Source organism: Actinocorallia longicatena, from assembly GCF_039534125.1.
GTDB lineage: Bacteria > Actinomycetota > Actinomycetes > Streptosporangiales > Streptosporangiaceae > Actinocorallia > Actinocorallia longicatena.
On sequence record NZ_BAAAUV010000008.1, the window covers coordinates 91,809 to 105,012 of the forward strand.

Genomic DNA, 13,204 nt, shown 5'->3' on the forward strand with positions numbered 1-13,204 from the left:
CCGCCGCGCGGTTCACTCACTGCACAAGCTCCTGGATCGGACGCCGCCCGGAGGCGGCACGGAAAGAGCGGGAGGGGCCGCGGCGCTCCCGGCCGCGACCCCGTCCGAGGGGCATCAGCCCTTCGGCATGAGGACGGAGTCGATGATGTACACCGTGGCGTTCCCCGTGGGGACGTTTCCGCACACGACCTTCGCTCCGTTGACGGTGTAGTCCGAGCCGCCGCCCATCGTGGTGACCGTGCCGCCCTGGAGGGTCTTGAACGACCCGGACGCCAGGTCGGCGGGGGTCTTCTTCCCCTGGACCACGTGGTAGGTCAGGATGTCGGTGAGCTGTTCCTTGTCGGCCAGGACCTTCGCCAGCGTCGCCTTCGGGATCTTCGCGAAGGCGTCGTTGGTGGGCGCGAACACCGTGATGTCCTGGGCCGTGTTCAGCGTGTCGCCCAGACCGGCCTTGGTGACGGCCGTGACGAGGGTCGACAGCGCCGGATTGTGCGAGGCGGCCGTGGCGACGGGGTCGGCGGCCATGCCGTCGAAGCTGCCGGGGCCGGTCTTGGGCACGGCGGCGCATCCGTCGCCGAAGGGCTGGGCCGCCGCGCCGGACATGGTGGCGTCCGGGCCGGCGGAGGTGGTCGCGGCCGGTGCGGCCGAGGTCGCGGCGTCACTGGAATCGGAGTTCCCGCACGCGGCCAGCCCGAACAGGAGGCCACCGGCGATCATTCCCGCGGTGATGCCATTGATCTTCATACCCTGAGTATTCATGATCTTGCTCCTCGTGTTGCTGACACCTGGTATTCGGAGCGGTCCACCAGGTGGATTGGTCGGGTCGCCGGAAATCTCCGGCGACCCGTCCCGAGATCAGAGGGCGACGGCCAGCGCGGCCTTGTAGCCCGCGGAGACATCGCCCGTGACGGTCGCGAGCTGGGCGTCGTGGCCGTCGCTGAAGACCATGTCGGACTCCAGGGAGGTGGCCGCGAGGTTGCCGACGCTCCGCTCGTAGCCCGCGGTGGCGTAGACGGCCTCGCAGGGGGCCTCGGGGAAGGCGAGCTGCGTGGTCTTGACGGGCGTCGCGGCCTTGGTCGCGTCGGCGAGACCGGAGTAGATCTCGAAGTGGACGTGCGGCCAGCGACCCGAATAGGCGGCGGGGAAGACGCTGGTGAAGGTGACCACGCCCCGCGCGTCGGCCTCCTGGACGCCGCGCAGGTAGTTCTCGCCGGTCACGCCCTCGGAGTAGAGGGAGTAGCGGCCCTCACGGTCGCAGTGCCACAGGTAGACGGCCGCTCCCGCGAGGGGTTCTCCGCCGTCGGCCAGGGTCAGCTCGATCGTCAGGGGGACTCCTCCGGCCGTCCCGGAGGCCGATCCGAAGCTCCTGCGGATGTCACTGCGCACGATCCCGCTCTGCGTGAGCACGTTCGGGCCGTTGGAGCCGTCGCCGGGATAGGGGCCCGCGGTCTCGTCGGGGATCTCTCCGGCCGCGGCGGCGGCCGGAGAGGCCGTGCCCGCGGTGCCCGTGCCCGCCGTGGCGCGGGAGGCGGGCGCGTCCCGGTCTCCGCCGCAGCCGACGGCCCCCGCGAGCAGGGCGCCGCCGACCAGGCCCAGCATCCCGCGCCGCCCCATCACCGTGCCCAGGTCGTAGGCCAGTCCCCGGTCGTGCTCGTCCCGCTGCTCCCGCACCGTCGCCTCCGTGTAGGTGTCCGTCTCCGGCCTCCAGGGTGGGCCACCGTCCTGAGAATGCGATGAACGCGCCCTGTGAACCGCCGGTCAGGGGAGCGGGCCGCCGGTCAGGGTGAAACGGTCGCCGTCCTGGTCGAGCCCGCGCAGCAGGCGGGTGCCGTCGGGGAGGACGACGCTCCACAGGCCGGGCGGCTCGTCGTCGCCGTACAGGACGACGGCGCCGAACCGGGCGGCGAAGCGCCGGGCGAACTCCGCCCGGCCGAGCAGGGCGTGCAGGCGCCCCTCGACGCCGACGTCGAAGGAGAGCGCGAAGTCGCCGCCGACCCGGCGGCAGGTGCAGAAGACGGAGAACACCGCCTCGTCCGGAACCCCGCTCAGCCGCTCCCGGAGGCGGTCGTCGCGGGCGACGAGCAGGCGGTTCCCCGCCGTGGGGAAGCAGTCCCGCAGGAACGCCTCGAGGTCCGCCTCCGGCACCTCGCGGGAGGAGAGCCCGTCGTATCCGGTCGCCCCGGCCGGGTCCCGGTCCGTCATCCGGCCGGGGTGAGCTCGCTCAGGATGGCCCGGCCGGACGCGCGGTGCTCCTCGGCGGCGGCCGGGTCGCCGTCCTCCAGGACGGCCGCGATCCCCTCGTGCGCCAGGGCCTCGGCGTACCGGAAGCCCAGCTTCGGGGCCAGCTCCAGCGCCTGCCGGTGCAGCCGCAGCGCCTCGTCCGGCAGGCCCGCCAGCCGGCAGGTCTCGGCGTAGCCGTCCAGGAAGTGGATCTTCCAGTGCTCCTCGAACAGCTCGTCCAGCAGGGCGAACGCCCGGCGGTGGCTGTCGAGCGCCTCCTCGTGCCGGCCGATCCGCCGCAGCGCGACGCCCAGGCAGTTGAGGCCCCACGCCTCGTTGTGCCGGTGACCGTCCTCGCGGGCCAGCTCCAGCGCCCGTTCCAGATGCCCGATCGCCTCGTCGGGAGCCTCGTGGGCGATCGCCACGCCCAGGGTGATGCGGGCCGTCAGCGTCGGCGGCCAGGCCGGGTCGGCGTGCGGGAGGGCCAGGGCCTCCCGGGCCAGCCGCGCCGCCTCCTCGTGGTGCCCGAGCTGGAGCATCGCCCAGGCCTCGTAGGCCGTCGCGTGCGCGGTCCCCGCCGGGCAGCCGGCGTCGGCGTAGAGCCGGCCCGCCCGCCGGAAGAGGTCGAGCGGCTCCTCGACATGGCCCTCGTCCCAGCGCAGGTAGCCGCGGCGCATCGTCAGCTCCGCCGCGGACCTGGCGTCGCCCGACCGGGACACCAGCGGGGCGGCCGCCTCGTAGGCGGCTCCCGCCTCGGCCATCCGTCCCGCGTTGTAGCGGGCGAAGCCCAGATCGCTGTGGGCCTCGGCGAGCTGGAGCGGATCGTCCAGGCGCTGCGCGGCGACCAGCGAGCGCTCGAACAGGACGTTGAGGTGCGTCGTGCCGCAGCGCCGGGCGAAGAAGGCCCGCATGAACCGCGGCAGCTCGCACACGTGGGCGTCGGCGCCGGTCGCGACCGCGGTCTCGAACACGGCCATCAGGTTGGCGTACTCGGTGACGAACCAGAAGAGGGCCTGGTGCTTGCCGGGGAAGCCCGGCAGGTCGGCCGGCCGGCGTCCCGCGGAGACCGGCCGGACCGGCGCCAGGTAGGACATCGCCGCGTCGGCCGCCGCCGCGGTGTGCAGGTAGTAGTCGAGGACCCGGCGCACGGCCTGCTCCAGCTCCGCCGGCGGGTCCTGCTCGGTGGCGGTCCTGCGCGCGTGCTGGTGCACCAGGTCGTGCAGCCGGTAGCGGCCCGCCGCGGGCTGCTGGACGAGATGGGCGTCCAGCAGGTCCTCCAGCATCGCCCGGGCGCCGCGCAGCGGGACGTCGGCCAGCGCCGCCGCCACGTACTCGTCGAAGGTCGAGCCGGGCAGCAGGCCCAGCAACCGGAAGAAGCGGTGCCGCGCCCGGTCGAGCTGCCGCACCGACATGGCGAACGCCGTGTCGAACTCGGTGGCGCCCTCGGCCAGCCGCTCGACGAGGATGCCGGCCGTCCAGCCCGGACGGTGCCGCAGCCGAGCCCCGGCCAGCCGCAGCGCCAGCGGCAAGTGGCCGCAGAGCCGCAGCACCTCGGCCGCCGCCTCCGGGTCGCGGGCGAGCCTGCCGCCGTCCGCAGGGTCGCCGCTGGCGCGGGCCAGCAGGTCGGCGCTCTCCCGCGGGGTCAGCACCTCGAGCGAGACCGGCGGGACCTCGTCCAGGCCCATCAGCCGGTTGCGGCTGGTGATGAGGGCGACGGACTCCCCGGCGCCGGGGAGCAGCGGGCGGACCTGCTCGGCGTCCGCGGCGTTGTCGAGGACCACGACGGCCCTCCTGGCGGCCAGTTCCGAACGCCAGCACGCGGCCAGCGGCTCGATGCCGCCCTCCTGCGGGATCTTCTCCGACGGCACGTCGAGGGCGGCGAGCAGGGTGCGCAGCGCGGGATCGGCGCCGAGCGGGTCGCGTCCCGCGGTGAAGCCGTGCAGGTCGACGTAGAGCTGGGCGTCGGGGTAGGCGTCGGTCAGCCGGTGCGCGGCGTGCACGGCCAGGCAGGTCTTCCCGACGCCCGCCATGCCGTCGATGGTGACGACGCGGCCGCCCTCCACGGCGGCGAGCACGGCGGCGAGCTGTTCCTCGCGCCCGGTGAAGTCGGGGACGTCGCGCGGCAGGTCGTTGCGCGGCGGCCGGGGCGCCCCCGCGGGCGGCACGGGCGGCTGGACCTGGCGGCTGGTCTTCGGCGGCGCGGGAAGCTGGCAGGAGGAGCGTTCCCACAGCGGGCGCAGCGGGCGAGGGTCGCGCTTGACCAGACGGCAGAGCGCGATCACGGCCGGCCACGGCGGGACGGTCTGGCCGCTGAGATAGCGCGACAGCGACGACGAGCTGAGCCCGGTGTCGCGCGCCAGTGCCCTGACCCCCAGCCCGGACAGCTCGTGCAGCAGCCGCAGCCGCGCCGCCAGCTCGTCCTGAGGATCTCCCGCCGCCTGCTTCACGATGACCGCCCCCGTCTCCTGTCCCGTCGCGGCGGAAGTTCTTCGTGCCGCTCCGCCGCAGCTCAGGGCCGTCTCATCTGTCCCAGAGCGTCCCATCGCCGTCGTCATGTTAGGCCTCTTCGGGCTGTTATGGAGTCACACCCCCGGAGGAACGGGGGAAACGGAACAAAGAGGGAGAAACCACAATGCAGGCTCGTATGCAGAACCCCGCCGTCGTCCTGTCCGGCGCCATGCAGCCCATCCAGGAGATCTTCAAGGCCGTGCACAGCGGCGGCGCGTCGGGGGAGATCCTCGAACTGGTGCACCTGCGCGTCAGCCAGATCAACGGATGCAGCGCCTGCGTCGACGGCGGCGCCAAGACCGCCCGCAAGGCCGGCGTGAGCGACGAGCGGCTGGCCACGGTCGTCGCCTGGCGCGAGGCGCCCTACTTCTCCGACGAGGAGCGGGCCGCCCTGGCCCTGGCCGAGGCCGCGACGCGCCTCGCCGACCGTCCCGACGCCGTGAGCGACGAGATCTGGGACACCGCCGCCACCTACTTCGACGAGAAGCAGCTCGCAGCGATCGTCCTGATGATCGGCGTCACCAACATGTTCAACCGCCTCAACGCCACCACCCGCCAGATCGCCGGGGCCTGGGGCTGAACCTCCCCGCCCGGCCGCCGAGAACGACACCGAGGAGAGCAGCCATGACCGCAGCCAGCGAGACCGCCACGAAGTTCGACGGCTTCAGCGACGACGAGCGCGCCGCCATGAAGGAGCACGCCAGGGAGCTCAGGACCGCCGCGCGCCGGACCCCCGCCAGGGCCAAGGCCGACGGGGAACAGGACATCCAGGCGAAGCTCGCCGAGATGACCGAGGAGGACCGGGCGATCGGCGCCCGCCTCCACGAGATCATCCGGGCCGCCGCCCCGCACCTCGTCCCGAAGCTCTGGTACGGCATGCCCGCCTACGCCAGGGACGGCAAGGTCCTCTGCTTCTTCCAGAGCGCCCAGAAGTTCAAGGCCAGGTACGCCACCCTCGGCTTCAACGACCCCGCCGCCCTCGACGACGGCACGATGTGGCCGACCGCCTTCGCCCTCACCGAGCTCACCCCCGCCACCGAGGCGAGGATCACCGAGCTCGTCCGGCGGGCGGCGAGCTGATCCCGCACCACCAGCGACGGCCGGGAAGGCCGGGAGATCCGGCTCCCGGTCCACCCGGCCTTCGGGCGTTCTCAGTTCCTGCGGCGCACGAAGGGACCGAGCAGGGCGTTCAGGTGCTGGGCGCGGGCCTGGGAGAGGGAGCCCTCCTCGGCGCGCTGGTAGACCTTGTAGAGGATCTCCCGGATGCGGCGCGACAGATGGACCCGCTCGTCCCTGGACAGGTCGCGCTGCAGGTTCCAGATGACGTTCTCGAGGTCGCGGGCGACGTCGGGCCGGATCTCGCCGTTCGCCCGGCCGTCGGCGATGGACTGCAGGGACAGGCCCAGCGCCTGGTCGGGGGTGAGCCGGGACGGTGGCGGCGGGATCTGCGTCGGGGTGGGCGTCGGGGTCGGGGTGGGCGTGGGGGTCGCCGTCTTCGTCGGAGTGGGGGAGACGGTGATCTGGCCGGGAGCCGCCGGTTCCGGTTTCGGCCCGGCGGAGGTGGCCGAAGGGGAGGGCCGCTTGGTGGGCAGCGGATCGGGGTCGGGACTGAAGGCGTCGGGGCCCTCGGTCGGGGCGGCGAAGGGACGCTCGGTCGTCGCGCCGGAGCCGTCGATGACGAACTGGCTGGCGCCGACGAGCAGGATGATGAGGGCGACGGGAAGCGCGGCCATCGCGGCCCGGCGCAGCCGCTGCCCGCGCGGCGCGGGCCTGCGCCGCGACCGGCGCGGGACGGCCTTGGCCAGTTCCACCTGCTGCTGGGGCGGCTCGGGGACCGTCCCGAAGGCGGGCAGGGGAGTGGCGTCGGGTGCCGAGAGGATCGTGGCCATCTCCGCGGCGCCCGGGCGGTCGCGCGGGTCCTCCGCCCAGCACCGGGCGCACAGCTGCCGGACGCCGTCCGGAAGATCGGCGTGGGCCGGGTCCTCGCCCGGCAGCCGTCCCGTGAGGGCCTCCGCCAGGATGACGCCCAAGGCGAAAACGTCGGCGGCCCCGGTGACCTCCCGGCCCGCGATCTGCTCCGCCGCGGAGTAGACGGACGACGCCGGCGAGCGGTCCTCGTCGTGCGGCAGGCCGGTGCCCAGGCCGAGCAGGCGGACACCGTCCCCGGCCAGGAAGATCTTCGAAGGGGACACCCGCTCGTGGACGAGGCCGGCGTCGTGCGCGATCGCCAGCGCGTTGGCCACGTCGCCGCAGACGCGCGCCGCCTGCTCGCGGTCCAGCGGGCCGCGCGCCAGCCGTTCGGCCAGGCTCTCACCCTCGAGGTACTCCATGACGACGAACGGCGTGTCGGCGCCACCGGGCACCGAGGCCTCGCCGAAGTCGAAGATCGCCGGAAGCCCCGGATGCGCCAGCGAGGCCGCCACCCGCGCCTGCTCCAGCAGCCGCGCCTGCGACCGCGCGTCGGGCAGCTGCGCGACGCTCACCACCTTGACCGCGACGATCCGGTCGAGTGTCTGGTCCCACGCCCGCCACACCGTCGACGCGCGCCCGCTGCCGACGGGCCGCTCCAGCCGGTACCGCCCGGCGAACGACAACCGCGTCGAGTCCTCATGAGACGTCGAGTCATCAAATGACATGGAAGGCGCCCGTCCCATCCGCATGCCCTGCTTTACGTGCACAAGATAGCGCCCACAACAGCCCCAGCCCCACATTCCCCATCAAAACGAACACGTTTCCCCCTGGTCGCGCCCAAAGAAACGCACCCGCCCCGCCCTCCCCGATCCCGGCCCCCTGCCCGCCCGGGCAACGGAAAGACCCCCTCGAACAGCCACGACACGGACGAAGCCCCCCGCCCGCCCCGCCCTGCCAAGACCATCACCGCCGTTCTGACCCCGCCCCGACACCACCGGTGACGTTCGGTCCCGCTTTAGGTGAAGGCACTAAACACGGTCCTAGGAGATGCCGAAGAGCTGCTCGATGGGATCGATGCAGAAGTAGACGACGAAGAGGGCGACGATGACCCAGACGGCGGGATTCAGCTTGCGCGCACGGCCCAGGGCCAGCACGACGACCACATAGGAGATGATGCCGCTGCCGATCCCGGCGGTGATGGAGTAGGTGAACGGCATCGTGACGATGGTGACGAAGACCGGGATGGTGAGTTCGGGGTCGGACCAGTCGATCTTGGCTACCTGGCTCATCATGAGGGCGCCGACGATGATGAGGGCGGGGGCCGCGGCCTGGGAGGGGACCATGCCGGCCAGCGGGGCGAAGAAGAGGGTGGCGGAGAAGAGCAGGCCGGTCACGATGTTGGCGAGGCCGGTGCGGGCGCCCTCGCCGATGCCCGCGGCGGACTCGACGAAGACCGTGTTGGCCGAGGAACTGGTGACGCCGCCCAGGGCCGCGCACAGGCCGTCCATGGACAGGATGCGGCCGAGGCGGGGGATCGAACCGTCCTCGCGGACGATGCCCGCCTCCTCCGACAGCCCGACGATGGTGCCCATGGCGTCGAAGAAGCCGGACAGGACCAGGGTGAACAGGATCACCAGGGCCGTGACGGCGCCCGCTCGGGCGAACCCGCCGAACAGGTCGACCTCGCCGAACAGGCCGAAGTCCGGGGTGGACACGAACGTGTCCGGGACGGTCGGCACGATCACGCCCCAGCTCTTGGCCGGGATCGTCGCGGCGTTGTCCAGGATCACCGCGAACACGGTGCCCGCGATGATGCTGATGAGGATCGCCCCGGGCACCCGGCGCACGTAGAGCACGAACATCAGCAGCAGGGTCGCCACGAACACCACGATCGGCCAGCCCGTGAGACGCCCGTCGGTGCCGAGGGTGAGGACCGTGCCGCCGCCCTTGCTGACGAAGCCCGCGTCGACCAGGCCGATGAGGGCGATGAAGCAGCCGATGCCCGCGGTGATCGCGTACTTCAGCGGCTGCGGGATCGCCGCCATGATCCGCTCCCGGACGCCCGTCAGCGACAGCAGGATGATGATCAGGCCCTCGAGGACGACGAGCCCCATCGCCTGCGGCCACGTCATGTGCGGCGCCGCCTGGTAGGCGACCACCGCGTTGATGCCCAGGCCCGCCGCGACGGCCAGCGGGGCGTTCCCGACCAGGCCCATGAGGATGGTCGAGACGGCCGCCGACAGCGCCGTCATGGTCGTCAGCTGCGGGATCGACAGCTTCGCGCCGGTCACGTCGGCGGCCCCGCCGAGGATGATCGGGTTCAGCAGGAGGATGTAGGCCATCGCCACGAACGTGGTCAGCCCGCCCCGTACCTCGCGCGCCACGGTCGTCCGGCGCCCGGACAGCTCGAAGTACTCATCCACTCTGGACATGTTTTAGGTCTCCCCGAAATTAAGCTCCCCAAAATTATCGTCCCTCCAGCCGGGCGGAATAGGCGTACGGGGCCACATCCACCCGCATTTCGGCAGGTCCTACGGCCAGCTGAAAGATCACTTGAAGCTCGGGGAAGCAGGTTCCCGCGGTGAAGTAGGGGCCCGTCCCGAACCGGAGGCGGTGGGTTCCGGACACGGTCTCGGCGCCCTCGAAGCGTCCGTCGGCGTCCGTTTCCCCCTCGTTCACGGGCTCCCAGGCCGTCCCGTCGTACCGGTCGAGGCGGACGGGCATCCCGGCCGCGCCGCGCCCGGTGGTGGTGTCGATGATGCGGGTGGTGATGTTCATGGGATCCGATTATCCCTTGGATGATTCTCCAAACGGTTGGGGATACCGTTGGGGGGTGCGACTACGGGAGCTTCTGGACATCGGGGAGTTGCGGCTGCGGCTGCGGACGGGGGAGCAGGCGCTCGACCGGCCGATCCGGTGGGTGTACCTGACCGAGCTGGTGGAGACGGGGCGGTACCTGTCGGGCAACGAGCTGGTGCTCACCGGGCTGATCGGGCCGGGGCTGCGGCAGGATCCCGAGGCGCTGGTCGATGATCTGGTGAACGCCGGGGCCGCCGCCCTGGGAGTGGGGCTGTCGATCCACGACGAGATCCCCGAGGCGGTATTGGAGGCGTGCCGCCGGCGGGGGCTGCCGCTCATCGAGGTCGCCGGGGACGTCTCCTTCGGGACGATCAGTGAGATCGTCACCCGGAGGCTCACGGCCGAGCGGGCGGCCGGGCTCGCGACCGTCCTCGGACGGCACCGGCGGCTGATCTCCTCGGTGGCCGAGGGGTCGGGGCTCGCCGAGGTGTTCGCCCTGACCCGGGCCGAGCTGGGCCGGGGCTGCTGGGTGCTGTCGCCGACCGGGCGGATCGTGGTCGGCCCCGGCGAGGGCCTGCCCGAGGCGCGGCGGCTGGCCGCCGACTACCTGACCGCCGAACGCCTGCCCGCGGTCGTCGACGGGCCGTACACGCTGCTGCCGATCAACACCCGGGCCGGGCACCGGGTCGCGGGCTGGTTCCTGGTCTGCGCGGGAGAGCTCGTGGACGTCCCGGAGGAGGTCAGGGAGTCGGCCTACGAGCTGGCGGCGCTCGCGGCGCTGGAGCGGGCGCGGCTGGAGGAGGGCCGCAAGGTCGAGCGGCGGCTGGTCGCCGAGCTGCTGGACCAGGTCGTCACCGAGCCCGCCGAGGTCGCGGCGCGGATGCGGACCTGCGGGCTCGAGCCCGCCAAGCCGTACGTGGCGGTGGCGCTCCAGCTCGCGGGCAGCGACGGCGTCGAGGTGCTGGAGGAGATGCTGCCCGGCGCTGCGGCCGTCGCGGGGCCGGAGGGGGAGGCCGTCACGGTGGTGGCGGCGGAGGACGTCGCCGCCCTGGTAGGGGGCCTGCGCGACGCGGCCGTCCTGCTCGAACCGGCCCTGACCAAGGAGCGGCTGACGGTCGGGGTGAGCGCGCCCGCGGTCGGTCCGTCCCTGCTGTTCGGGGCGGTCGAGGAGGCCCGGCACACCCGCAGGCTGGCCGGGGCGCGCCGGGGCGGCCGCGCCCACGTCGTGACGAGTGACGAGATCCACTCCCACGCGCTGCTGCTGGCGACCGTGCCCGACGGCGTCCGCAGGTCCTTCCGGGACCGTCTGCTGGGCCCGCTCCAGGACTACGACCTCGAGCACCACTCGGACCTGGTCCGGACGCTCTCGGCGTTCCTGGAGAACTCCGGCTCGTGGAACCGCTGCGCGGCCCAGCTCCACCTCCACGTCAACACGTTGCGCTACCGGATCCGCAGGATCGAGGAGCTGACGGGGCGCGACCTGTCGACTCTCGAAGACCGGGTCGACTTTTTCCTCGCTCTCCGCGCGCTGTAGGCCCCTGATCGGCGAGAATCAGCAGCAGTGCACGCGTGGCCCGATTCCTGCCGGTTCGGCGTGGGCGGACGGTGGTGCGAGGAGGAGGACTCCGGCCATCGCCAGAAAAGCAATGACCTTGTGCATTCGGGGCATGACACATAGTTAAGAGGGACGAGTGGAGATGAGTCAAGAGACTCTCGGAGACCGCATCAGGAACCTCCGCATCAAACAGGGCATCAGCCAGGCCCAGCTCGCCTTCCCCGAGCTCTCCGACAGCTACATCTCACTGATCGAGTCCGACAAGCGCGTTCCCGCCCCGTCGGTCATCGACCTGCTCGCCCGCAAGCTGAACTGCTCGCCGACCTACCTCGTCAGCGGCGTCAGCGAGGACATCGTCGACGAGCTGCGCGTCACCCTGGAGTACGCCGAGATCGCCCTGCAGAACGGCGCGGCGACCGAGGCCCGCGCCCGTTTCGCCGAGGTGCTGGAGCACTCCGACGCGATCGCGCTGCCCGACATGCTGCGGCAGGCCCGCTGGGGCCACGCCCTGGCCCTGGAGGCCAGCGGCAGCCTGGAGGAGGCCATCGCCGAGCTGCGCGACATCGCCGGCGGCGCCAGCCTCGAATACGACCGCGACCACTGGACGCGCGCCCATGTCGCGCTGAGCCGGTGCCTGCGCGAGCGCGGCGACACCAGCGCGGGCGTCCAGGTCGCCGAGGACGCGCTGCGCCGGCTGTCGATCGCCGGCGGCGAGCTGTCGGAGGCGGCGGTCCATCTGGGCGCCACCCTGCTGGGCTGCTGCATCGAGCGCGGCGACCTGGTCAGGGCGGGTCAGCTCGCCGACGACCTGGTCTCGCGGGCCGAGCGGATCGGCACCGTCCAGGCCAGGATCGCCGCCTACTGGGAGGCCGCCTACGTGGCGGAGATGCGCGGGGAGTACGAGCGCGGCGTCGCGCTCGCCGAGCGCGCCCTGTCGCTGCTGGGCGAGGACGAGGACCCGCGCAACCTGTCCCGGCTCAAGCTGGCCTACGCCTCGCTGCTGCTGCGAGCCCGCCCGGGCGAGGCCGTCCGCGCCCGCGACATCCTGCTCAAGGCCAAGTCGGAGATCGCCAGCAACGCCGCGGGGGAGGTCGACACCGCCTGGTGCCTGACCGAGCTGGCCCGCGCCGAGACCATGCTCGGCAACCCCGGCGAGGCCGTGAACCTCGCCAACCAGGCCCTCACCCTGCTGGGGGACGCTCCCCGCCGCACCTCCGCCTGGGCCCTGACGGTCCTCGGCGAGGCCTACGTCAGGCTCGGTGCCCGCGGAGAGGCCATCGAGGTCCTGTCCCGGGCGGCGACCTGCCTGGAGGACATGGAGGCCACCCGCGACGCCGCCCAGGCCTGGTTCGACCTGGCCGAGCTGATGGGCGAGACCGGCGACGAGGAGCACCGCCGCGACGCCTACCGCCGCGCCCTGGTCTGCGTCGGCCTCTGACCGGTCACGGCGCGCCCGGACCCGGACAGCACGACGGCCCCGTCATCGGACGGGGCCGGGGGTCCTGCCGGGGATCAGGCCGCGAGGACGACCTCTTCGCGGACCGGGGGCTCCAGCGGGCTGCTCTTCTTGGCGAACACGACCAGGCGGAGGGTGAGGAAGCGGCCGAGTCCCGCGACGCCCGAAGCGGTCAGGTAGACCGCCTGCTCGAGGAGCACGGCCGGGTGGGCGGACAGATGGTGCAGGGTCAGCATCGCCACCGAGGTGACCAGCCAGGCCGCGAACGCGGTGGCGGTCGACTCGAGATGCATCCGCCAGCCGCGGCGGTCGCTGCCGAAGCTGATCCGGCTGTGCAGCTCGTTGGCGAGCAGGGTGCCGACGACGGTGATGAGGGCGTTGGCGAGCAGGAGGCTCATCCTCGCCTCGAGCTGGACGAGGACGATGCTCGACAGCACGGTCACGCCGCCGCCGCACACCACGAAACGGATGAAGGAGGCGATGGGGCCGGGGGTCTCGGTCGTCTTCATGTCCTTGACTTTCGCCTGTCGCGCTGACAGACCGCTTGCGAGCCACTGACAGACGGCTTGGCAGGAGGATGCGGGGATGAGGGGGTACAGACCCGGGGAAACCGCCCAACCGTTCATAGTGTCCAGATTAGCGATGGGCACTGACATTTCCGGCTGTCCCATGGGCGATCACGTCCTTCCCTTGACTCGGACGTTACGCCTGCGACGTCCTCCTTTATAGAACAGGTTCCTGTCTCTTAGGTCACT

The 13,204-nt window shown here is 72.3% G+C and carries 12 protein-coding genes; 4 read left to right on the forward strand and 8 right to left on the reverse strand.

All coding sequences use genetic code 11. From position 1 onward, the window contains the following. Positions 1-114: 114 nt before the first annotated feature. The 4 genes from ABD785_RS18235 to ABD785_RS18250 all read right to left on the reverse strand — a co-directional run bounded on the left by ABD785_RS18235 (position 115) and on the right by ABD785_RS18250 (position 4,667). On the reverse strand, positions 115-759 hold the full coding sequence (locus ABD785_RS18235) for a fasciclin domain-containing protein (protein ID WP_344829504.1): 645 nt from the start codon (positions 757-759) through the stop codon (positions 115-117). A 96-nt stretch (positions 760-855) separates the two neighbouring features. Next, entirely contained in the window at positions 856-1,671 is an 816-nt protein-coding gene (locus tag ABD785_RS18240) for a dioxygenase family protein (RefSeq protein ID WP_344829506.1), read from the reverse strand. Between the two features lie 87 nt (positions 1,672-1,758). Continuing rightward, positions 1,759-2,202: a hypothetical protein gene (locus ABD785_RS18245; RefSeq protein ID WP_344829508.1), complete on the reverse strand. Its 444-nt coding sequence runs from the start codon at positions 2,200-2,202 to the stop codon at positions 1,759-1,761. Further along, complete coding sequence (locus ABD785_RS18250) at positions 2,199-4,667, reverse strand: ATP-binding protein (RefSeq protein WP_344829509.1); 2,469 nt, start codon at positions 4,665-4,667, stop codon at positions 2,199-2,201. Before ABD785_RS18250 ends, ABD785_RS18245 begins: the two co-directional genes overlap by 4 nt. A 185-nt stretch (positions 4,668-4,852) precedes the next feature. Between ABD785_RS18250 and ABD785_RS18255 the strand changes: the two genes are divergently transcribed. Beyond that, positions 4,853-5,308 (forward strand): carboxymuconolactone decarboxylase family protein, encoded by a 456-nt coding sequence (locus tag ABD785_RS18255; RefSeq protein ID WP_344829511.1) that lies wholly within the window; start codon positions 4,853-4,855, stop codon positions 5,306-5,308. A gap of 44 nt (positions 5,309-5,352) precedes the next feature. Then, positions 5,353-5,808, forward strand: a complete 456-nt coding sequence (locus ABD785_RS18260; protein WP_344829512.1) for an iron chaperone — start codon at positions 5,353-5,355, stop codon at positions 5,806-5,808. Positions 5,809-5,879: 71 nt separating this feature from the next. On the opposite strand, the gene ABD785_RS18265 is transcribed toward ABD785_RS18260, so the two are convergent. The 3 genes from ABD785_RS18265 to ABD785_RS18275 form a co-directional block, all read right to left on the reverse strand. Then, entirely contained in the window at positions 5,880-7,364 is a 1,485-nt protein-coding gene (locus tag ABD785_RS18265; RefSeq protein ID WP_344829515.1) for a serine/threonine-protein kinase, read from the reverse strand. A gap of 315 nt (positions 7,365-7,679) precedes the next feature. Continuing rightward, on the reverse strand, positions 7,680-9,071 hold the full coding sequence (locus ABD785_RS18270) for an NCS2 family permease (RefSeq protein WP_344829517.1): 1,392 nt from the start codon (positions 9,069-9,071) through the stop codon (positions 7,680-7,682). A gap of 34 nt (positions 9,072-9,105) precedes the next feature. Continuing rightward, positions 9,106-9,417: a hydroxyisourate hydrolase gene (locus tag ABD785_RS18275; protein WP_344829518.1), complete on the reverse strand. Its 312-nt coding sequence runs from the start codon at positions 9,415-9,417 to the stop codon at positions 9,106-9,108. A gap of 55 nt (positions 9,418-9,472) precedes the next feature. Between ABD785_RS18275 and ABD785_RS18280 the strand changes: the two genes are divergently transcribed. After that, positions 9,473-10,972 (forward strand): PucR family transcriptional regulator, encoded by a 1,500-nt coding sequence (locus tag ABD785_RS18280; protein WP_344829521.1) that lies wholly within the window; start codon positions 9,473-9,475, stop codon positions 10,970-10,972. 163 nt (positions 10,973-11,135) lie between these two features. After that, positions 11,136-12,431: a helix-turn-helix domain-containing protein gene (locus tag ABD785_RS18285; protein WP_344829523.1), complete on the forward strand. Its 1,296-nt coding sequence runs from the start codon at positions 11,136-11,138 to the stop codon at positions 12,429-12,431. 74 nt (positions 12,432-12,505) lie between these two features. Here ABD785_RS18285 and ABD785_RS18290 read toward each other — a convergent pair whose 3' ends face one another. Next, positions 12,506-12,958 (reverse strand): GtrA domain-containing protein, encoded by a 453-nt coding sequence (locus ABD785_RS18290; RefSeq protein ID WP_344829525.1) that lies wholly within the window; start codon positions 12,956-12,958, stop codon positions 12,506-12,508. Between the last annotated feature and the right edge of the window lie 246 nt (positions 12,959-13,204).

What these genes read in the sequence shown, in the direction of transcription:
- ABD785_RS18235 (WP_344829504.1), bottom strand. Translation starts at nt 759, where the DNA reads ATGAATACTCAGGGTATGAAGATCAATGGCATCACCGCGGGAATGATC.
- ABD785_RS18245 (WP_344829508.1), bottom strand. Translation starts at nt 2,202, where the DNA reads ATGACGGACCGGGACCCGGCCGGGGCGACCGGATACGACGGGCTCTCC.
- ABD785_RS18255 (WP_344829511.1), top strand. Translation starts at nt 4,853, where the DNA reads ATGCAGGCTCGTATGCAGAACCCCGCCGTCGTCCTGTCCGGCGCCATG.
- ABD785_RS18260 (WP_344829512.1), top strand. Translation starts at nt 5,353, where the DNA reads ATGACCGCAGCCAGCGAGACCGCCACGAAGTTCGACGGCTTCAGCGAC.
- ABD785_RS18265 (WP_344829515.1), bottom strand. Translation starts at nt 7,364, where the DNA reads ATGTCATTTGATGACTCGACGTCTCATGAGGACTCGACGCGGTTGTCG.
- ABD785_RS18270 (WP_344829517.1), bottom strand. Translation starts at nt 9,071, where the DNA reads ATGTCCAGAGTGGATGAGTACTTCGAGCTGTCCGGGCGCCGGACGACC.
- ABD785_RS18275 (WP_344829518.1), bottom strand. Translation starts at nt 9,417, where the DNA reads ATGAACATCACCACCCGCATCATCGACACCACCACCGGGCGCGGCGCG.
- ABD785_RS18285 (WP_344829523.1), top strand. Translation starts at nt 11,136, where the DNA reads ATGAGTCAAGAGACTCTCGGAGACCGCATCAGGAACCTCCGCATCAAA.
- ABD785_RS18290 (WP_344829525.1), bottom strand. Translation starts at nt 12,958, where the DNA reads ATGAAGACGACCGAGACCCCCGGCCCCATCGCCTCCTTCATCCGTTTC.